General features: G+C 71.6%; 21 protein-coding genes. 9 read left to right on the forward strand and 12 right to left on the reverse strand.

Annotation, left to right across the window (positions count from 1 at the left end; genetic code table 11):
• The first annotated feature begins 5 nt into the window (after positions 1-5).
• The gene (locus Pka01_RS16185; RefSeq protein WP_203883581.1) at positions 6-908 is read left to right on the forward strand and encodes an oxygenase MpaB family protein; all 903 of its coding nucleotides are present in this window, start codon (positions 6-8) and stop codon (positions 906-908) included.
• A gap of 56 nt (positions 909-964) precedes the next feature.
• Here Pka01_RS16185 and Pka01_RS16190 read toward each other — a convergent pair whose 3' ends face one another.
• The 3 genes from Pka01_RS16190 to Pka01_RS16200 are packed head-to-tail and all read right to left on the reverse strand — an operon-like array spanning position 965 to position 3,346.
• Positions 965-1,945 carry a RecB family exonuclease gene (locus tag Pka01_RS16190; RefSeq protein WP_203883582.1) on the reverse strand — a complete coding sequence of 327 codons (981 nt, stop codon included), beginning with the start codon at positions 1,943-1,945 and terminating at the stop codon, positions 965-967.
• Between the two features lie 6 nt (positions 1,946-1,951).
• Positions 1,952-2,662 (reverse strand): MBL fold metallo-hydrolase, encoded by a 711-nt coding sequence (locus tag Pka01_RS16195; protein ID WP_203883583.1) that lies wholly within the window; start codon positions 2,660-2,662, stop codon positions 1,952-1,954.
• 39 nt (positions 2,663-2,701) lie between these two features.
• Positions 2,702-3,346 carry a DUF6758 family protein gene (locus tag Pka01_RS16200; RefSeq protein WP_203883584.1) on the reverse strand — a complete coding sequence of 215 codons (645 nt, stop codon included), beginning with the start codon at positions 3,344-3,346 and terminating at the stop codon, positions 2,702-2,704.
• 73 nt (positions 3,347-3,419) lie between these two features.
• Here Pka01_RS16200 and Pka01_RS16205 point away from each other — a divergent pair, with 73 nt between their 5' ends.
• Positions 3,420-3,824, forward strand: coding sequence for an NUDIX hydrolase (locus Pka01_RS16205; RefSeq protein ID WP_239115040.1), 405 nt, complete (start codon positions 3,420-3,422; stop codon positions 3,822-3,824).
• Here the strand turns inward: Pka01_RS16205 and Pka01_RS16210 are convergent.
• Both Pka01_RS16210 and Pka01_RS16215 read right to left on the reverse strand, forming a co-directional pair.
• Positions 3,805-6,579: a beta propeller repeat protein gene (locus Pka01_RS16210; protein WP_203883585.1), complete on the reverse strand. Its 2,775-nt coding sequence runs from the start codon at positions 6,577-6,579 to the stop codon at positions 3,805-3,807. The two genes, Pka01_RS16205 and Pka01_RS16210, sit on opposite strands and share 20 nt — an antisense overlap.
• 840 nt (positions 6,580-7,419) lie before the next feature.
• Positions 7,420-8,400 carry a CPBP family intramembrane glutamic endopeptidase gene (locus Pka01_RS16215; protein WP_203883586.1) on the reverse strand — a complete coding sequence of 327 codons (981 nt, stop codon included), beginning with the start codon at positions 8,398-8,400 and terminating at the stop codon, positions 7,420-7,422.
• Positions 8,401-8,533: 133 nt separating this feature from the next.
• Between Pka01_RS16215 and Pka01_RS16220 the strand changes: the two genes are divergently transcribed.
• Positions 8,534-9,223: a hypothetical protein gene (locus Pka01_RS16220; protein ID WP_203883587.1), complete on the forward strand. Its 690-nt coding sequence runs from the start codon at positions 8,534-8,536 to the stop codon at positions 9,221-9,223.
• 88 nt (positions 9,224-9,311) lie between these two features.
• Positions 9,312-9,863 (forward strand): DUF6529 family protein, encoded by a 552-nt coding sequence (locus tag Pka01_RS16225; RefSeq protein ID WP_203883588.1) that lies wholly within the window; start codon positions 9,312-9,314, stop codon positions 9,861-9,863.
• 10 nt (positions 9,864-9,873) lie between these two features.
• Here Pka01_RS16225 and Pka01_RS16230 read toward each other — a convergent pair whose 3' ends face one another.
• The gene (locus Pka01_RS16230; RefSeq protein ID WP_203883589.1) at positions 9,874-10,815 is read right to left on the reverse strand and encodes an HpcH/HpaI aldolase/citrate lyase family protein; all 942 of its coding nucleotides are present in this window, start codon (positions 10,813-10,815) and stop codon (positions 9,874-9,876) included.
• Positions 10,816-11,088: 273 nt separating this feature from the next.
• Between Pka01_RS16230 and Pka01_RS16235 the strand changes: the two genes are divergently transcribed.
• Positions 11,089-11,655 (forward strand): biotin transporter BioY, encoded by a 567-nt coding sequence (locus tag Pka01_RS16235; RefSeq protein WP_203883590.1) that lies wholly within the window; start codon positions 11,089-11,091, stop codon positions 11,653-11,655.
• Between the two features lie 9 nt (positions 11,656-11,664).
• The gene (locus Pka01_RS16240; protein ID WP_239115041.1) at positions 11,665-12,015 is read left to right on the forward strand and encodes a hypothetical protein; all 351 of its coding nucleotides are present in this window, start codon (positions 11,665-11,667) and stop codon (positions 12,013-12,015) included.
• Between the two features lie 31 nt (positions 12,016-12,046).
• On the opposite strand, the gene Pka01_RS16245 is transcribed toward Pka01_RS16240, so the two are convergent.
• The gene (locus tag Pka01_RS16245; protein WP_203883591.1) at positions 12,047-12,985 is read right to left on the reverse strand and encodes an EamA family transporter; all 939 of its coding nucleotides are present in this window, start codon (positions 12,983-12,985) and stop codon (positions 12,047-12,049) included.
• Between the two features lie 86 nt (positions 12,986-13,071).
• Between Pka01_RS16245 and Pka01_RS16250 the strand changes: the two genes are divergently transcribed.
• Positions 13,072-14,280: a magnesium transporter MgtE N-terminal domain-containing protein gene (locus tag Pka01_RS16250; RefSeq protein WP_239115042.1), complete on the forward strand. Its 1,209-nt coding sequence runs from the start codon at positions 13,072-13,074 to the stop codon at positions 14,278-14,280.
• Between the two features lie 5 nt (positions 14,281-14,285).
• Positions 14,286-14,747 carry a DUF1003 domain-containing protein gene (locus Pka01_RS16255; RefSeq protein WP_203883592.1) on the forward strand — a complete coding sequence of 154 codons (462 nt, stop codon included), beginning with the start codon at positions 14,286-14,288 and terminating at the stop codon, positions 14,745-14,747.
• On the opposite strand, the gene Pka01_RS16260 is transcribed toward Pka01_RS16255, so the two are convergent.
• Positions 14,717-15,523 carry an aspartate/glutamate racemase family protein gene (locus Pka01_RS16260; RefSeq protein ID WP_203883593.1) on the reverse strand — a complete coding sequence of 269 codons (807 nt, stop codon included), beginning with the start codon at positions 15,521-15,523 and terminating at the stop codon, positions 14,717-14,719. The genes Pka01_RS16255 and Pka01_RS16260 overlap by 31 nt on opposite strands.
• A 117-nt stretch (positions 15,524-15,640) precedes the next feature.
• On the opposite strand from Pka01_RS16260, the gene Pka01_RS16265 reads away from it, so the two are divergent.
• Positions 15,641-16,780, forward strand: a complete 1,140-nt coding sequence (locus tag Pka01_RS16265) for an Mrp/NBP35 family ATP-binding protein (RefSeq protein WP_203883594.1) — start codon at positions 15,641-15,643, stop codon at positions 16,778-16,780.
• Between the two features lie 9 nt (positions 16,781-16,789).
• On the opposite strand, the gene Pka01_RS16270 is transcribed toward Pka01_RS16265, so the two are convergent.
• From Pka01_RS16270 to sigE, 4 genes are all read right to left on the reverse strand, one after another.
• Positions 16,790-17,137: a sec-independent translocase gene (locus tag Pka01_RS16270; protein ID WP_203883595.1), complete on the reverse strand. Its 348-nt coding sequence runs from the start codon at positions 17,135-17,137 to the stop codon at positions 16,790-16,792.
• A 69-nt stretch (positions 17,138-17,206) separates the two neighbouring features.
• Entirely contained in the window at positions 17,207-18,526 is a 1,320-nt protein-coding gene (locus tag Pka01_RS16275; RefSeq protein ID WP_203883596.1) for a S1C family serine protease, read from the reverse strand.
• A gap of 59 nt (positions 18,527-18,585) precedes the next feature.
• On the reverse strand, positions 18,586-19,146 hold the full coding sequence (locus tag Pka01_RS16280; RefSeq protein WP_203883597.1) for an anti-sigma factor family protein: 561 nt from the start codon (positions 19,144-19,146) through the stop codon (positions 18,586-18,588).
• Entirely contained in the window at positions 19,143-19,751 is a 609-nt protein-coding gene (gene sigE, locus Pka01_RS16285) for an RNA polymerase sigma factor SigE (RefSeq protein ID WP_203883742.1), read from the reverse strand. Before sigE ends, Pka01_RS16280 begins: the two co-directional genes overlap by 4 nt.
• Positions 19,752-19,768 lie beyond the last annotated feature (17 nt).

Here is a 19,768-nt window from a genome sequence, read left to right on the forward strand (position 1 = left end):
CCGGCATGAGCGGCGCACCCACGGCGCAGCCACCGGAATCGGCCACGTGGCTGGTGCACATCGACAGGTCCATGTGGGTGGGTGGCGTCCGCGGCCTGATGTTGCAGGCGCTCCACCCCATGGCCATGCGCGGGGTCTGGCAGAACTCCAACTTCCAGGAGGACCCGTTCGGGCGGCTGCGCCGTACCGCGGACTTCGTCGGCCGGGTGACCTACGGCAGCCCTGCGGAGGCCGAGGAGATCGGCCGGCGCGTGCGGGGCATCCACCGAGCACTTCGCATCGACGACCCGGAGACGGGGCACCGCCACCGCGTCGACGATCCCGAATTGCTCCTGTGGGTCCACTGCGCCGAGGTGACGTCCTACCTGGAGATCGTCCGCCGGGCCGGGGGGCGGATCTCCGACGACGTGGCCGACCGCTATTTGGACGAGCAGCGGCGGAGCGCGGCCTACGTGGGGCTGCACCCGGAGGACGTGCCCGGCTCGGTCGCCGAGATGGACGCCTACTTCGAACAGATGCGGCCCCGCTTGCGGGCCATCCCCGAGGCGGTGTCGGCGGTGCGGTTCCTGCTGTGGCCCCGCCTGCCGCATGATCTGCGTTTTCTCGCTCCCGGCAAGCCCGTGTACTTCCCGTTCGGTGCGCTGTGCTACTACACGCTGCCCGACTGGGCGCGGCGGATGTACGGCGTGCTGCCCGAGGTGCCGCAGAGTGCGGTCACGGCCGCGCTGAGGGCGTTCCGCACGGTGACGAACTCGCTGCCGGAGTTCGTCCACCAGCGCGCCTTCACCTCTTCGACGCGGGAGATGTTGCAGGGATCGCGCGAACGGCTGGCCGCGGCCGGATATGACGTGAGCAAGGGCCTGCGCGGGCTGGTCGATCCGCGCAGGAGGCCGGGGACGATCGGCTAGAAAGTGTCTGACAAATGCCGCCCGTCGCACAGCAGGGCTTGATTTGTCAGACAGGCCTAGGACGCCGGGGTCGGCGTCGCGGCGTCCGCGCCGGAGTCGACGGCGAGCGCGTCCCACGGAAGGCGGTCGGGAGACGCGGCCCGGCCCTCCGGGCAGTGCCGCCGGAAGTCGCACCACGAGCAGATCGGGCCGGGGTTCGGCCGGAACAGCTCGTCGATCTCGGGCGGCACCTCCGCGGCGCCGCCCGCACGGGCCGGGTCCGTACGGGCCGAGCCCGCTTCAGCCGGGTCCGCACGACCTGGTCCCGTCCGCTTCCGCCCCTCACCGCGGCCCGCCCAGGCCCGGTAGGCCTCATCGGCCGCCGACGCCTCCATGGCGATCTCCTCGGCCCGGCGGAGGTGGCGGGCGAGCGACTCGTCGGTGTGCTCCCACTCGGCCACGGCGCCCGTGGGCAGGTGGTGGAGCTCGACGCGACGGCACGTGCGGTGCATCATGCGCGACGACGCGACGGCGTAGAGGGCCAGGGCGATCGAGGACCGGGCGTCGTCGGCGTCCAGGGGACGGCGGCCGGTCTTGTAGTCGACCACCACGAGTTCGTCGCCCCGCCGGTCGAGACGGTCCACCCGTCCCGACACCGCGATCACGGCCGTGCGCGTGGCCACCGTCCGTTCCACGCCGACCGGGTCGTCCGACGGATCGAGCGTCCTGACGTATCCGGACACCATCTCGCGCGCCCGGTCACGCCATGACGCGGACTGCTCCGCGTCGCGGAAGCCCTCGGTGATCCACCCGTTCGTCACAAGGATGGCCGCCGTCATCGGCGTCCGCCGCTCGTACGGCTCGCGCCACCACGCGGCCAGGGCGTTGTGAACGGACGCGCCGACGCTGTTGTGCGCCCACGGGGGGCCCTTCTGCGGCGCCGGGCGGTCAAGGTAGGTGAAGCGGTACCGGCGGCCGCAGTCGAGCCACGAGTTCAGGCGGGACGGCGTGCACGTGTAGAGCCGCCTCGGCATACCGTCGAGGCCGAGCTGCTCCATGATCCGCTACTCGTCGAGGTCGAGCCTGACACCGGAGACCTTGGTGCCGTCCACGAGGGGCGGCGGCTCCGCGACGTGCTCCTGGGCGGTCAGCGAGCCGGACAGCCACTTGTCGAACTGCGGCTCGAGGTCCCCGATGCTGCTCTCCTCGCCGTGCGCGGGGAGCACCCGGGTCGAGTGCGGGAGCGTGAACAGCCGCTCGCCGATGGAGGTGAGCTGGTCGCTGAGGGCGGGATACTCGCCCGCCAGCTTGCCCGGGCCGTCGATCAGGAGCGTCTTGCCGGTGAACACCGCGTCGAGCTCCTCGGAGTAGAGGGACACGCCGCCGGGCGTCACCCCCGGGGTGGCCAGGACCTCGAGCTCGACGTCGGCGACGGCGAACAGGCCCTCGTCCTCCATCTCGATGTCGGGCCAGGTGTCCTCCCACGTCTGCCGCCACAGGCGCTTGTCCCTGGCGTGCACGGCGATCACGGCCTCGTCGCGCGCGGCCACCTCGATGGCGGCGCCCACGTGGTCGGGCAGGCCGTGGGTGCAGATGACGGCGAGGATCTCGCGATCACCCACCGCCTCCAGGATCTTCTCCGGATCACGCGCGGGGTCGATGACGATCACCTCGTCGTCGTCGCCCACGATCCAGGTGTTGTTCTCGACCTTGTGCTCGACGTCCTCGATCTCGACGAGGCCCGAAGTCACCACTCGTTCGATACGCGCTGTCACAGCTCAGAACCTTACTATCCCTAGCTGATCGTGCCCGCCTTACTGGACGTCGGTGTCCAGCCGGGGCGAGAAGGCGCCGTACGGGAGATCCAGGGCCTGGTCGTGATCGCGTAGATCGCGGAGAGAGAGATCTGCCAGGGCGATGAAGCAGCCGGCGTCCGCGGGCCAGGCGATCGTCCACAACCAGTTGCCGAGGGCCTCGCCGACGTAGGCCGCCCGGTCCTCCGGCACCCGTCCCGCGCACCACAGGGCGGTCGGATGGCCACGGGCGTCGATCTTCACGTGCGGCGGTCCCGCGTCGAACCCGGCGCCGGGATCCGATCCCGGCAGCCCGGCGTAGGCGGCGCCGAGCCCGACCCCCGGCTCCTCGGCGACCAGCAGCAGGTCGGCGGGGCCCGGGGTGATCGAGGGGCCGGAGAGCGCGACGACGCTCGCCCTGATCCCGCTGCGGTCGTCGCCCACTTCCGCGAACCCGGTCACCAGCCAGCCCGGCGGCAGCGGCCACGGGAGCCAGACCGGGACCCGGGAGGCCCCGCGCAGCGCGTCGAGTGCGGCCTGGGAGGGGCGGCGCGGAGGCTGGTAGGGCAGGACGTCGCCGTGCGCGCCGCAGCGCCAGGAGCTCGACCATACGTTCGGCTCGTGCAGCGGCCCGAAACACCGCGGACAGGTGGGCGCGGTTCTCACAATTACTCACGGTGCTGCGGCGTCACGGCTCGCGTCAAGAGTCTGCCTGTTATCCAGCCGTAATCTTGGTCTTGTGCGCCGTGTCAGATGTGTGGGAGCGATCGTGGTGGCCGACGGCAGGCTGCTGCTGGTGCGCCGGGGCCGCCCTCCGGGGCAGGGATTGTGGTCGCTGCCGGGAGGAAGGGTGGAGCCCGGCGAGACCGACGCGGAGGCGCTGCGGCGCGAACTCCTTGAGGAGACCGGGCTGGACGTGATCGCGGGGCCGCTGGCCGGGACCGTGGAGCGGCCCGGGCCCGAGGGCGTCACCTACGAGATCCACGACTACCTGGCGACCTGTGCCCCGGACGGCCGGCTCGTCGCGGGGGACGACGCCGCCGACGCCCGCTGGTGCCGCCCCTCCGATCTCGTACGGCTCCCGCTGACCGACGGCCTCGCCGCTGTGCTGACCGAGTGGGGGGTCATCGACTCCCTGCGGTGAGCGAGCTTCGCCAGATCGTCAGATGATCGTCGGCGTATCCGGTGGACCTGCCGATCGCCAGCACGCGGGTCCCGGAAACGGCCACGGCTCCCAGCCACTGCGTGCCTGCGCCGCCCAGGCCGTCCTGGGTGAGCGCCTGACGGGTCCAGGCGAGGCCGTCCTCGGAGATCCACGCGGCGCTGTCGCCCTCGCCCGCCGGGCCGTGCGAACCGACGGCGACGAGGCCGCCGCCCGCCGCGACGAGGTCGAGCACCACCGCGGTCTCGTCGGCGGGCAGAGTGCCGTACTCCCAGTGGGCGCCGTTGTCGGCCGACACCACGGAGAACGGGCGGACGCCCTCATCGGTGACCGCCGTCCCGATCGCGACGACTCCGGAGCCGGTGGCCACCACCTGCCGCAGTCCGGCCGAACGGGCGCCGTCGGGGATGACCCTGCTCGCCGGCGTCCATCGGAGCCCGTCGGAGGAGACCCAGACGACGCCGGTCTCGAGGTCGGCTCCGCCCGATCCGCCCACGGCCATGAATCCGGACGGCGTGGCGGTGACGGCGGCGAGGCGCACACCCGCTCCCCCGGCAGGCATCCCCGTGGCCGGCACCCGGGTGAACCGCTTGAGATCGGGGCTGAACCAGAGCGCGGGCACCACGCCTGTGGCGCTGCGGTCGTCCCCGGCCAGGACGTATCCCTTGGGCCCGGCCGCGACCAGGCGCGGCGCGACGAGGAAGTGCCCCGCGGGGACCTCGAACTCCGGGCCCGCCTTCCATGACCTGCCGTCGGACGACGTCACCAGCAGCGGCCGGGTGACGGCGGGATCGGTCATCGTGCTGCCGACGGCCAGCCAGCCCTTCGGGCCGTGCGCCACGCTGGTGAGCGCCTGGCGCCCGCGCCCGCCGAGCAGCGCGGAGAGGCGGGCGTCGGTCCAGTTGGCCCCGTTGTTCCCGCTCGTCCAGATGGCGGCGTCGCCGTTGGCCGAGCCGACCGCCACGAACGCGCCGCCGGAGACCGCGACGTCGGCGGTGTCCCTGGCGAGATGGCTGAGCCCGGCGACTGAGCCGAGCGGCACGGACCTGGTGTCCTCGCCGTCCCCCGCCGTCATGAGGACCGGCAGGTTCTCCACGTCGCCGGCGCCGCGTTTGTCCCCGCCCGCGACGACCAGGCCTGCGTCGGTGATCGTCAGCCCGCGCAGCGTGCCGGGGATCTCCCCCAGGTTCGCGGTCTTGGCCCACTTGCGGCCGTCGGCGCCCGTGTAGACGGCGTAGGTCTCCCAGGCGGACTCGACGACGGCCGCGACGCCCGCGGACGATGACGCGAGCCCGCGGACTCCCGTGCCTTCGGAGCCGAGCCCCCCGATGGTGCCGCACTCGCTCCACCGGGTGCCCTCCGGAGAGCAGTAGACGGTCACCTCGCCCGCCGCCGAACGCTGCCGGAGCGGCACGAGGACGAACCCGTCGCCCCCGGTCGCGAGCGCCCCCGGTTCGGGTTGCACACCGGCGAGGGTCGCGGCGGTCCCCGACCACGTCCTGCCTCCGTCGGCCGACCGGAGGATCACAGAACCGGGGTCGCCGGGTCCGGGATCGGCCAGGGCGACGACCTGATCGCCCCGGGCGACGACCGCGCGCATGCCCCGCACCTTGTCGGGCGTGCCGATCTCACCCGCCCTCGTCCAGGTCTTGCCGTCGGGCGACGTCCAGGCGACGGGTCCGATCGTTCCGTTCTTCAGCGCGGCCGAGCCCACGGCGACGAATCCCGCGGTGGTCCTGGCGACGTCCGTGATCCGGTCCTGACCGCCGAATGCCGCGAGTCCCTCGGGGTCCACCGCCGTCCATGCCCGGCCGTCCGCTGAAACCCACATCCCGCGGGCCGCCTGGCCCGCCCAACTCGAGACGTCGGTCCCGACGGCCAGCCAGCGGCCGCCGCCGCCCACGACCCGGCCGACCGCGCCCGCGCCTGCCTCGTAGCCCGCGGGGCCTGCGACGCGTCCAAGGTCCCAGTCGCGGCCGCCGTCCGTGGACACGAGGAACAGGGGGCGCGGCAGCGTGCTCGTGGTGTCGCTGCCCACGGCGACCACGGTCGACCCCACGGAGGCGATCGCGTTGAGTACCTGACTGGAGCCGTTCCCCGGCAGGCCGGGCGCGGCGAAGGCCGCGTCTCCCGACTGGCCGTCGCCGGCGGCGAGGCGCAGCCCGGCGGACTGCGGGGTCCGCGCCCAGTTGACCGCGGCCACTCCGAGCCCCGCGGCCACCAGCAGCACGATCGTCACCACGATCGGGAACACCAGCCTGCCGGGCCCGAAGCGGCGCGGCGGAGTGAGCCGCCGGTGACGGCTGCCGTCTCCGGACCTCGGCGGGCCTATGGCCACCAGCACGTCGGGGCGGGCGGGCCGGCCTCCCGGTGGGCGGCCGATCCGCTCGACCGGCTCCTGAGGGGGCCCGGAGTCCTGCGGATGCGCCGGTTCGGTAACGGGCTGGTACGCGGGTTCGGGACCCGGCTGGTGAACGGGAGGGTCGCCGGGCGACGCGACGGCCTCCGGCTCCGCGGGGATCTCCGGGCCCAGCCGGATGCCGCTCGGAGGAGGAGAGCCGGGGTCGCCCGCCGCCGGGGCGGGGGGCCGGTGCGCGAGAGTGCGGTCGTCCGCCGACGAGTACGGCAGGCGCCGTCCTCTGCGGGGGGCCGCGGCCCCGTCGGGATCTTCGGCGGGGATGTTCGCGCGGGGCGTCCGCGGAGGCCCTGACGCCACCAGTTTGTCGGGGGCGTCCACCAGCCTCCGCCGGGGCGATCCGGCGGGGGCGCCGGGACCGGAACCGCTCCCGGCGCCGACCTCGGACGCCGGACCCGCAGGACCTTCAAAACCGTATGCCGCGCTCGGAGGGCCTTCGGAAGCCGACGCCGCGCTCGCAGGACCTTCGGAACCCGACGCAGCGCTCGCAGGACCTTCGGAGCCCAAGAGGCCGGGAGAGCCGGAGGAATCGGGCATCGGAGCCGTCGGGCCGGAGGGATCGGCGGAATCGGCGGGTGAACCAGACGGGCCTGAGGGGCCCGGCGGCGGCCCCGCCGCCGGGACGGTTCCGAGCGGGTCGGGCCGCGGAGGGGGTTTCTCCTCGGACCGGCGGTCCCCTGTGCGGCTGTGGCGGGGCTGTGCCGGGCCGGACGACGACGAGTAGGGGCGACGCCCGGTTCGCGGCTCCCGCTTGCTCTCAGAGGCCTGTGCGCCGCCCTCCGGAGAGGGTTCCGGCTGCGGCGCCCACAGATTCTGGGCGCTCTCCGGCGGCGGGGCGCCCTCCGGCTCCTCCGCGTCCTCGGGCACGGGGGCGGCGAACGGGGGCATCGCCCAGGGGGAGACGATCGGAGGCGTGTGATGAAGGGCCGGGGCAGGTTCCGGGTGGCCCTCGTCGTGTGCTCTGTCGTCGACGGCATCCTGCCGTGGGCGGCTCTCGTGGGGGCCCGAGGCCACGCTCAGTACCTCCTACCTCTGGCCCGGAGGGATATTAGGGACCGTTCCACCGCTTCTATGGCGAAGCGGACGCGATCCCCTTGATACCCCATCACCGTTCCAGAGCAACACGGGAACGCCGACGCGAACAGACCTCTCTAGTCAGATTTATCGCGAGAGCGTCTGAATTGCCCTCTTTCGGGCGATTATCACGACCGCGAAGCCGTACACGGCGAACTGGACGGCCGTCCCGGCGATCGACTGCCACGGAAGGGCACCCTGGTTCAGCGCGCTCCCGACGTCTCCGGACGCGGCGGTGATGCCGAAGGCCCCCAGGTTGTTCATGACGTGCAGGGCGATGGGCGCCTCGAGACCTCCGGTGGTGATCGCCAGCCATCCCATGAGCACGCCGAACCCGAAGACGTAGGCGATGCCCCAGTCCGTGTAACCGTGCAGGGACGCGAAGGCGGCGGCCCCCAGCAGGATGCCCGGCCACGGGCTCTTCAGGTAGGCGCCGAACGCCTGGATGACCCAGCCCCTGAAGGCGTACTCCTCCGCGGCGGCCTGGAAGGGCACGAGCAGCAGGATCACGATGAGGGGCGGCAGGAACCGGTCCCAGCCGACCCAGCCGAAGCCCGGGCTCTCGCCGCTCAGCAGAAGCGTCCCCGCCTCGGCGAACTGCGCCAGCACGACCGCCACTATCGCGATCAGCAGGCACTGGCCCAGCCACGCCCAGCGGAGGCGGAAGGCCACCGACGAGAGCGTGCCTGGCGGCCGCCGCTGGATCGCCCAGGCGGCCCCGAGAACGAGCGGGATGGACAGGGCGATCACGCCAAGTTGGAATCCCAGATCGGCCACGGGGTCGAGGAAGATGCGCGTGCCGTCCATCGCCATCGGCAGGCCGGCCACGATCGAGAGCAGTCCCGCGGCCAGCCCCAGCCCGATCGACAACACGAGGAACGCGGCCACGATCGCCAGGGTGCCGGCGACGGGCCGCCACCATCGGTGGACCGACGTGCGGGCCAGTCTGTCGTAGCGAATCCCCGGCAGCGGCCGTACGGCCCACGGCACCTGCACCGGCTGCCACGCGTACGGCGCCCCTTGGTAGGGGCCCGGGTAAGGCCACTGGTAGGGCTGCGGTTCGCTCATACCCCCATTGTTCGCGCCGGGTCGCGTCCGCTCGCAGATGCCCCTCGACATTTGCGTAGAAGTCCACAGACAGACGGGGCGCGAGCGGGTTCACTCGAAGCCAGAAGCCGTCGTGGACACCCAGGAGCACGCAATGAGCCGGCTAGGACCCTTCTACACGCTGGCCGCGGGAGCGGTGGTCGCCGTCGCCCTCGGGGCGGCCAGCCTGAAGGCCGCCCCGACCTTCCAGCAGGTGGGGGCGCAGGACACGAACGCCGCCGCGGCGGCCCCTGCGGAGTCGCCGCCCGCGCCGTCCCAGGAGCCGTCGCAGCAGCCCACCGGCGAAGCGACGGAGGCGCCCGACCCCACGCCCAGGAAGGCCGACTACGCGGGAGTCGTCCAGGGCAACGGCGGACTGGTCGCGATCGCCGTACGCGATGGAAAGGCCGTCGCCTACTTCTGCGACGGCCGGATCGAGGCGTGGCTGAAGGGAACCGCCGAGAACGGCACGGTCACGCTTGAAGGGAAGGACGCGCTGATCACCGCGGCTCTGGGCGGCGGGAAGGCCCAGGGCAGGCTCCAGGTCGGCGACGCCAAGTGGCGCTTCACCGCACCGCTGGTCAAGAAGCCGTCGGGCCTCTACCGGGCCAGCGCGGCGGTACGCGGAGCGAAGATCGTCGGCGGCTGGATCGTCCTGCCGAACGGCCAGGAGGTCGGCCGGGTGCAGATCGGCGGCAGCGGCGAGCCCGCCCCCCGCTACGTGCCGGGCACGTCCGTGGACTACTACGGCGTCACGCTGCGGCCGGAGGAGCCCGACGCCTTCATCGACGAACTCGTCCGCTGACCCCACGCCCCCGCAGAGACCCCGCAGAGACCCCGCGAGCCGAGTGCCCGCGCCGAACCCTTCGCCGCCGTCGATCGAGGAGCCCTCCGTGACCCACACCACCGTCCTCACCAAGCGGAGCGTCGTCCCGCTGCTCGTCCCTCTCGGCGTCGGAGCCCTGGTCGCCGTCGCGCTCGGCCTGTACGGCAGGGTGCACGCCCCGACCGGCTTCGCCGTCGGCGTGGCCGGGTTCTCCGGTCCCCTGGCCATGAAGGCCTGGCTGACCACCGGCGCGGCCCTGCTCGCGATCGTGCAGGTCCTGTCGGCAATGGCGATGTGGAGCAAGGCGGGCACGCGGTCCGCCTGGCTCGCCCCGCTGCACCGCTGGTCGGGCCGGATCGCCTTCCTGCTGACGATCCCGGTGGCCTTCCACTGCCTGTACGCGCTGGGCGCCCAGTACGACAGCCCCCGAGTCATGATCCACTCGCTGCTCGGCTGCTTCTTCTACGGCGTCTTCACGGCCAAGATGCTCTCGCTGCCCAGACGGGGCCTGCCCGGCTGGACCCTGCCGGTCCTCGGCGGGCTCGTGTTCACCGCGCTGATCGGGCTCTGGCTGACCTCGTCGTTCTGGTTCTTCACCACACTCGGCGTCCGGCTGTAGGACCCGGACGTCACGACGCGGGAGGAGTGAAGGAGGTCGTGCGGGGAAGGCCGGCCGCGCGGCCCTTGGCCGAGACCACGAGAGCCATCTTCCGTGAGGCCTCGTCGATCATCTCGTCGCCGAGCATCACCGCGCCCCGCTTCTCGACGGTCGTGTAGTACTCGTACGCGTCGAGGATCAACTCCGCGTGGTCGTAGTCCTCCTGAGACGGCGAGAACACCTCGTTGGCGGCCTCCACCTGCGACGGGTGCAGCACCCACTTGCCGTCGAACCCCAGGGCCGCCGCCCTGCGCGCGACCTTGCGGAAGCCGTCCACGTCGCGGATCTGCAGGTAGGGCCCGTCGATGGCCTGGAGGTCGTGGGACCTGGCCGCCATCAGGATCCGCATGAGGATGTAGTGATAGGCGTCGCCCTCGTCGTATCCGGGTGGCTGCCGGCCGACGACGAGGGTCCGCATGCCGATGGACGCCATGAAGTCGGCGGGCCCGAACACCAGCGTCTCCAGGCGTGGCGAGGCTCCCGCGACGTCGTCCACGGCGACCAGTCCCCGGGCGCTCTCGATCTGGGCCTCGATCCCGATCCCGCCCTCCGGCAGGCCGGTGGCTCGCTCGATCTGGCCGAGCAGGGTGTCGAGCCAGGTGACGTGGGAGGCGTCCTCGACCTTCGGCAACATCACGCAGTCGATCCGGTCGCCCGCACCCTCGACGACCTCGATGACGTCGCGGTACGTCCACTCGGTCGTGAGGTCGTTCACTCTGACGACCACGGTCTTGCCCGTCCAGTCGCCGTCGCGCAGGGCGGCGACGATGTTCGAGCGTGCGTCCTTCTTGGCCCCGGGGGTGACCGAGTCCTCCAGATCGAGGAAGACCTCGTCGACGGCCAGTCCCTGTGCCTTCTCCAGGAACCGGGGGTTGCTGCCGGGCACGGCGAGGCAGGAACGTCGAGCGCGCATGGCCCACACCGTAGCGAGAAACGGCCCCGCCGAGCACAGGTGCGGGCGGGCGCGACCACAGCCGTTCGTAGACCTGCTACAACCGGCACGCGCCAGGTGACCGGCTTGTCCGGTGTTGCGGGGGTGGGCAACTGTGCCTTCCGTACAAATCGCTCCACTTGTTCTTGGTGCCGCCCCCGTACGGCTTTCCTCGGCGCTGCCCAAGAATGGACATCGGCAAAGTGATCCTCCGCGCCGGTTCAGCCGGAGGCAACAGTCGAGAGGGAGCCATTCATGGCCAACGCCGCCGCCGGGACCCGCCCCGCCGTACTGTCCGACCTCATCCCGGGCAGGCTCGTCCGCGACATCGCGCTGATCGCGGGCGCGGCCCTGCTCACCGGGCTGTCCGCCAAGGTCAGCTTCCCGGTGCCGGGCACCCCGGTCCCCGTGACCCTGCAGACCTTCGCGGTCCTGCTCTCCGGCGCCGCTCTGGGCCTGCACCGTGCCGCGATCAGCATGGCCCTCTACCTGGTCGCCGGTCTCGCCGGGGTGCCGCTGTTCGCCGCGTCAAGTGACGCGACGCTCGGGTACGTGGTCGGTTTCTTCCTCGCCGCGAGCGTGGTCGGGGCGCTCGCCGGCAGGGGCGGCGACCGCACTCCGTGGCGGACGGTCGGCACCATGGCCGTGGGCACCGTGCTGATCTACGCGATCGGCATGCCGTGGCTCATGGTCTCCACCGGCATCGACCTGCCGACCGCCTTCGCGCAGGGCGTCGTGCCCTTCCTGATCGGCGACGGCCTGAAGGTTCTCATCGCCGCCGGTCTCCTTCCGGCCGCGTGGAAGCTCACCGGCCGGAGCTAGGCTGATCGCATGAGCCTGCCGGTGATCGAGGAAGGCGCCAAGAAGTCGGGCGTCGTGTGGATCGGACGCCGACTGGCCTGGCACGCCTGGCATGACGGCGCGATCTACGTCGTGACCGGTGGCGGCGAGCAGGATCTGCCCGGCCTCACGGAGGCGGACGAGACCGAGGTCACGCTCCGCAGCAAGGACAACGGGGCCGAACTGGTCCGCTTCGCCGCCTCGGTCGAGATCGTCGACCAGGCGGCGGAGCCGGATGCGATCGCGGCGCTCGCCAAGGAGCGTCTCAACGCCCCCGACGCCTCCGGCCTGACCGCCCGCTGGGCCGCGCACTCCACGGTCGTACGGCTGACGCCCCGCTGAGGAACGGCCTGCGCGCCCCTGGGGGCGTCGTTCACACCCGTACGGCCTCGGCGGCCTCCGGCGTCTCCGGCGCGAGCCGTACGGTCGCCGACTGGGCGAGCAGCGCCCCTGCGAGCACGATCAGGCCGCCCACGATCTGGGCGGCGCCCAGGTGCTCACCGAGCAGGATCCAGGCGATGACCGCGCCGGCGATCACCTCCAGTGAGGCGACGGTGGCGCCGACGGCGGCGGACAGGCGGCGGACCGCCGTCACCCCGGTGAAGTACGCGATGACCGTGGCGACCAGCACGAGCCACAGAACGGCACCCGCCACCGGGAGGGAGTGGCCGCCGAGTGCGACGGTGGTGCCGAACGCCTCCCACGGGATGTTCCAGGGCTGCGAGATCGGCAGCAGGACGACCGCCGAGCCGGCCATCCCCCAGGCGATGAGGCCGAACGTGTCCACGTCATCGGAGAATGAATCACTCATCAGGAAATATCCGGCGCAGCACGCGCCCGCGACGAGGGCGATCGCAAGCCCCAGCGCGTCGAGCCGCAGGCCCTCCCAGACCTGGACCACGATCGCCAGTCCGACGACGGCGATCAGCGCGCCGAGGTAGGCCGCCCGCGGCAGCCGTACCCGCCGGACGAATCGCACCCACAACACGACGATGACGGGAGAGGTGTACTCGATGAGCAGCGCGATGCCGACCGGCAGCCGCGTGATGGCCAGGAAGAACAGGGTCTGGACCGCCGCGACCGCGACGACCGCGTATGCGACCAAGAACGGCAGGCGCGCACGGGGGATGCGCAACGCCCGTGGCCGGACGATCGCGAGGGCCAGGATCAGGAGCACCCCGGATCCGGCCATGCGCACCCAGACGGATTCCAGTGGTGTGAGACCGGCGGCTCCGAGGTATTTGGCCATCGGGCCGGAGAACCCGAAACAGACGGCCGAAACGAACGCGATCGCCAGGCTCACAGCCCGCATGCCCACCTGCCCATGTAATTACTGTTAGGTGCTCTTGATGCTGTCATATCGGTATCTTGCTCGCATCTACGCGTAGCCTGAACAGCGTGGATCGGATCTTCGTGGCACGACTGGCGGGCCTCGCCGTGTTCGATCCGGCCGGGGACCAGATCGGCCGGATCCGCGACGTCGTGGTCTCCCTCCGCGGCCCCCTTCCGCCACGGGTCCACGGCTTCGTCGTCGAGGTACAGCCGCGCCGCCGGGTGTTCCTGCCGATCACCCGCATCACCAGCATCGAGTCGGGCGCGGTCATCTTCACCGGCAAGCTCAACGTGCGCCGCTTCGAACGCAGGAACGCCGAGACGCTGGCCATCGGCGAGATGCTCGACCTCGGCGTGCAGTACAAGGGCGAGCCGGTCACCGTCCTCGATCTCGCCATGGAGCAGACACGGCCGTCCGACTGGCAGATCGTGAAGGTGGCGATCCGCAAGGGCACCCGCAGGCGGGGCGAGACCTTCGTCGTCGACTGGGACGAGGTCACCGGCTTCGGGATCACGCAGCGGGACCAGGGCGCGGCCAACCTGCTCGCGGCGTTCGAGTCCCTGCGCCCGGCCGATCTGGCCAACATGCTCCACGAGTTGCCCGGCAAGCGGATGGCCGAGGTGGCGGCCGCCCTCGACGACGACCGGCTCGCCGACGTGCTCGAGGAGCTGCCCGAGCGCGACCAGGTGGTCGTGCTGAGCCAGCTCCGCAAGGAACGGGCCGCCGACGTGCTGGAGGAGATGGGCCCCGACGACGCCGCCGACCTGCTGCAGGAGCTGCCGTCCGACCAGGCGGAGACGCTGCTGCGGCTGATGGTCCCCGAGGAGGCCGCCCCCGTCCGGCGGCTGCTGACCTACCCGGAGGACACCGCCGGCGGAATGATGACGTCCGAGCCGGTCGTGCTCCCGCCGAACGCCACGGTGGCCGAGGCGCTCGCGCACATCCGCCAGCGGGAGCTGACCCCCGCCGTCGCCGCCGAGGTGTACGTGACCCGGCCGCCCACCGAGACGCCGACCGGCAGGTTCCTCGGCGTGGCGCACTTCCAGCGGCTGCTCAGAGAGCCGCCGTCCACCCTGCTCGGCGCCATGATAGACATCACCCTGGACCCGATCAGGCCGGAGTTCAGCCTCCGGGAGGTGGCCTCCTACCTGGCCACCTACAACCTGGTCGCGATCCCCGTCGTCGACGAGCTCGGGCGCCTGCTCGGCGCGGTGACCGTGGACGACGTGCTCGACCACATGCTGCCCGAGGACTGGCGGGAAAGGCACGACTGAGCGACATGACCGAACGCCTCGACCAGCCCCGCGACCTGGCCCCCCGGGTCCGGCTCTACTACGACCCCGAGGCCTTCGGACGCCTCTCCGAACGCATCGCCAGGTTCCTCGGCACCGCGCGCTTCATCGTCTACATGACCGTGTTCGTCTCGGTCTGGCTGGCGTGGAACGCGTTCACGCCCTTCGCTTTCGACCCCTATCCGTTCATCTTCCTGACGCTCATGCTCTCCCTCCAGGCGTCGTACGCCGCCCCCCTGATCCTGCTCGCGCAGAACCGGCAGGCCGACCGGGACCGGATCCAGTACGAGCAGGACAGGATCACGGCCGACCGCAACCAGGCGGAGATCGAATACCTCACCAGGGAGATCGCCGGCCTGCGGATCGCCGTCGGCGAGGTCGCCACCAGGGACTACCTGCGGGCCGAACTCCAGCGGCTTCAGGACGAGCTGTCCGGCCGGGCCTCCTGACCGTCCTCCCCGCCCGCACCGGCCTCCCCGTTCTTTCCGCCCGCACCGGCCTCCCCGTACGGCCCGCCGTGCCAGTCCGGCAGCGGCGCGCGCCCGACGGCCACGTCGAAGGCCGCCCTGGCGAGCAGGCGGGTCGAGTCCAGCGTCGGAAGCGGGGAGACGTCCGGCGTCACGAGGAGAGGAATCTCCGTGCACACGAGGGCCACCGCGTCGCAGCCCCGCTCCGCGAGCCGCCCGATGACGCGCGCGTACTCTCGCCGTCCCCGCTCGGAGACCACACCGGCCAGCAGTTCCTCGAAGATGACCTCGTTGACGATCTCCCTGTCCCCCGCGTCCGGCACCTCGGCCGCGATTCCCCGCCTTTCGAACGCCGCGGGATAGAGCGGGCCGTCCATGAGATACCGGGTGCCCAGCACCCCGACCCGCGTACGGCCGTCGCGGGCGGCACGGTCGGCCACGACGTCGGCGATGTGCAGGCCCGGCAGCGCCAGATCCGCTCCGGGCAGTTCCAGCGCCATGTGGGCGGTGTTGTCGGGGCAGACGAAGAAGTCCGCCCCCGCCCTCGCGAGCCTCGCCACGCTCACCGCCAGCGTGTCCCTGATCGAGGCGTGGTCCCCCGCGTCCCAGGCGGGCATGCTGCGCGCGAGTGCGATGCAGTCCATGGTCACGTCCGGGTGCTCATGCGGGCCGAGGGCGGCGAATCCCTCCTGGCAGAAGGACAGGAAACACAGGGCGGCGCCTTCGGTGCTGTGAGCGAGGATCCCGAGATGCCTCATCGCTACTTCAGCCCTTTCCTTAAGCCGGTTCCCATTGGTCTCCTGTTGGCACAAATCCTCGTGGACGCAGGCACACCCGCGTTCGTCGGACCGCGCGAGAGTCCATAGCATGGATTCATGGCACCATCCCCAGAATTGGTAACGGCCGCCCTGGCGACGGTCAACGACCCTGAGATTCGTCGGCCGATCACCGACCTCGACATGGTCAAGAGCGTGGATATCTCCCCGGACGGGGTGGTGCGCGTCGGCATCTTCCTCACGGTCTCCGGCTGCCCCATGAGGGACACCATCACCCGCGACGTCACCGCCGCCGTCTCCAAGCTCGACGGCGTCGCCCGTGTCCACGTGGACATGGACGTCATGAGCACCGAACAGCGCAAGACCCTGCAGACCAAGCTGCGCGGCGACCGGGGGCCGGAGAAGGAGATCCCCTTCGCCAGGCCCGGCTCGCTGACCCGCGTGTTCGCCGTGGCCAGCGGCAAGGGCGGTGTGGGCAAGTCGTCCGTCACCGTCAACCTGGCCGCCGCGATGGCCGCCTCCGGTCTCAAGGTCGGCATCGTCGACGCCGACATCTACGGCCACTCCGTGCCGCGGATGCTCGGGGTGAGCGACCGGCCCACCAAGGTCGAAGACATGATCATGCCGCCCGTGGCGCATGACATCAAGGTCATCTCGGTCGGCATGTTCAAGCCCGAGGGCAACACGCCGGTGGTCTGGCGCGGGCCGATGCTCGACCGCGCCCTCCACCAGTTCCTCGCGGACGTCTTCTGGGGCGACCTCGACGTGCTGCTGATGGACCTGCCGCCCGGCACCGGCGACATCGCGATCTCCGTGGCCCAGCGGATGCCCACGGCCGAGCTCCTCATCGTCACCACCCCACAGCAGGCGGCCGCCGAGGTCGCCGAGCGCGCGGGATCCATCGCTGCGCAGACCCACCAGCAGATCGCGGGCGTCATCGAGAACATGGCCTGGCTGCCGTGCCCGCACTGCGACGAGCGCATCGCGGTCTTCGGCGAGGGCGGCGGTCAAACGGTCGCCGACGCGCTCACCCGCACGCTGGGCTCCCAGGTGCCGCTGCTCGGCCAGGTGCCGATCGATCTGCGCCTGCGTGAGGGCGGCGACGAGGGCAAGCCTCTCGTACTGACCGATCCCGACGCGCCGGCGTCCGCCGAACTGCGCAGGATCGCCGCCGGTCTGGGCAAGAAGTCCACCAGCCTCAAGGGCCTCAAGCTGGACATCTCACCCACCAAACGCTGACCGCGGGGCCTACGTGGCCTCGTTGTCGTAGGGCGGGATCTCCCCGAAACCGAGTTCCGGCTCGGCGGCCTCGACCGGCTGGGGAGCGGCGTCAGGCGTGCCGTTCCAGTCGTTCTCGATGTCGTCGAGCAGGTGCTTGCGCACGAAGGTCTTCGGGTTGAGGTCGGCCGGGTCGAAGTTGGAGAACTCCGGGCCGAGGTTGGCCTGGAGGTCCGCCTTGGCGTTGTTGGCCATCGCGCGAAGCTGCCGCAACGTCTTGCCGGCCTGAGAGGCAGCCTGGGGCAGCTTGTCCGGGCCGAACACGAGCAGGCCGATCACCACGAGCGCCAGGATCTCCCACCAGCCGAGTCCGAACACGGTGATCTCCTCAATTAGCAACGAACTGGGTTCAGCCTAATACCCCCCCTTCCGGCCCTGGACCGGGCCTCAGGAAGGCCGCACCGCCGGGACGGGTGCTGCGCCGACAGTTACGGTGGCCGTCTTCGTCTGGCCTTCGTGCTGGAACCTGATCGTCACCTTGTCCCCGGGCGCCTTGCTCCGGATGGTGACCACCAACTCGCGGCTGCCCCCCACCGGCTTGCCGTCGACCTCCAGGATGACGTCCCCCGGCGCCAGGCCTGCTTCAGCCGCGGGGCCGCCGGGGGTCACGGGGGGCTCCCCGGACTCGGTGCCCGTCGCGATCCGCACGCCCTCGCCCTGGTAGGCCTGGTCGATGGTGATGCCGATCCGCGAGGTCCTGGCGACGCCGGTGGTGATGAGTTCCTGGGTGATCCTGCGCACATGGTTGACCGGGATCGCGAAGCCGAGGCCGATGCTGCCGGTCTGCTGGCCCAGGGCCGGAGAGCCGCCGACCGCGGCGATCGCCGAGTTCACGCCGATCACCTCCCCCGCGGCGTTGACCAGGGGGCCGCCCGAGTTGCCGGGGTTGATGGCCGCGTCGGTCTGGATCGCGTTGATGAGGGCGTAGTCGGAACCGGTCGAGCCGCCCGCCTCCACCGGCCGGTTGAGCGAGCTGACGATGCCGGTGGTCACGGTGCCGGCGAGGCCGAGAGGCGAGCCGATGGCGATGACGGGATCTCCGACGACCACACTGTCGGAGTTGCCGAGAGGCAGTTCTGGAGCCGTGACCTTGCCGTCCGGCTTGACCACGGCGAGGTCGGAGTTGGGATCGCGGCCGACGATCCTGGCGCTCGACGAGTTGCCGTCGTTGAACCGGATCTTGATCTCGCCGCCCTGCCCGCTGACCGCGGCCACGTGGTTGTTGGTCACGATGTAGCCGCCCTTGATGACGAACCCCGAGCCGGTGCCCGCCTCGCTGTTGCCCCTGACCTCCAGGGAGACGACGCTGGGCAGCACCTTGGCCGCGACCCCGGCCACGGTGTCGGGCGGACGGGCGGTCGAACCGGCCGCGGGGAGGGTCAGGGAGTATCCGGGATCGGTGCCCGTGGGCGGCCGGGTCAGCAGCCAGGTGCCCACGCTCGCCACCCCGCCCGCGATCAGCGCGATGACCAGGGCCAGCAGGGCCGGCAATCCGGCCCGCGCCCGGGGCGGCGCCATCGGGCCGGCCGACGGCGGACCGCCCGGCAGGAGGCCTGGATACGGCGTGGGAGGCGCCCAGCCCTGACCGGCCCCATGGACGCCCAGCGGAGGCTGGGGCCCGCTGGGAGGACCCCAGCCGGGCTCCCCGCCCACGGGGAGGAACTCAGGCCGGTCCGACGCGCTGGAGGAACGCGTGTGATCGGTCATCTGGGCAGCCACTCCTCACGCGACGACGGCAACGCCTGATGCTATGCCGTATCCCGTGGTCAGCGGGACAACCGCGGGCTGGCACTGCCTGACGGAGTCGGCGAGACCCTCACGAAGGGCGCCGGGTCCTGCGCCGGATGTACGAACAGCACTTCGGGGCCGGGGTCCTGGTGGGCGCCGGAACCCCCGACCATGAACATCGTCCCGAGGGCCACCGCCGCGGAGGCGACGCCCACGGCGACATATCCGGCACGCCTGGCCCGGTTCGGCCGTCTCCCCGGCCCGGACATCCCGCCGGGACGCCCCGGCCGGTTGTCGAGCGGGGCGATGCCGTGCATCCCCGGCAGGCCGGTGGACCCGAACGCCGGGTGGTCGGGAAAGGGGCGCATCCGCGGCGGGAGCGGCCCTCCCGGCTCCGACATCCTCAGCAGGGACATCGTCAGGTCGGCCGGCATGGCCGGCGGCTCCATGGAGCGAAGGCGGCTCTTCAGCGCCCGCAGCGCGTCGACCTCCGCGCGGCAGTCCGCGCAGAACGTCAGGTGGCCGAGCGCCCGCTCACGCTCGCTGTGGCCGAGTTCGCCGTCGATGAGCGCGGAGACGCGCTCGCCAAGGTGATTCACAGTCCCTCCCTGCTGAATGACGGGGGGAACTGATCGCCGCTTCTGTCCGTGGAAGGCGCGCGGTGTTCCAGAGCCTCCCGGAGTTGCGCCCGGGCCCGGTGGATGCGGCTGCGGACGGTTCCGAGCTTCACGCCGAGCGTCGCGGCGATCTCCTCGTAGGAAAGTCCTTCGATGTCGCACAGCACGACCGCGGCCCGGAACTCGGGCGCCAGGGCGTCGAGCGCCGCCTGGATGTCGGGTTCCAGGTGCGCGTCGTCGTAGGCCTGGGCGGGCGAGGGCTCCCGGCCGCGCAGCCGCTCGGCGGCGTCGTCGGCGAGGCCCTCGAACCGGATGCGCTGCCTGCGGCGCGCCATGTCGAGGAAGAGGTTCGTCGTGATCCGGTGCAGCCAGCCCTCGAACGTCCCCGGCGTGTAACTCGAGAGGGAACGGAACACGCGGACGAAGACCTCCTGGGTGAGGTCCTCCGCATCGTGCACGTTGCCCGTCAGCCGGAAAGCCAGGCGGTACACCCGCGCGGAATGCGTTCGGACGACCTCCTCCCAGGTGGGAGGCGTCCAGCCGGACACCGAAGTCTCCGCCTGGTGGTCGTGCTCGTCCACCGGCATTCCTCTCTGCAGGATCG

Source organism: Planotetraspora kaengkrachanensis (assembly GCF_016862895.1).
GTDB classification, from domain to species: domain Bacteria; phylum Actinomycetota; class Actinomycetes; order Streptosporangiales; family Streptosporangiaceae; genus Planotetraspora; species Planotetraspora kaengkrachanensis.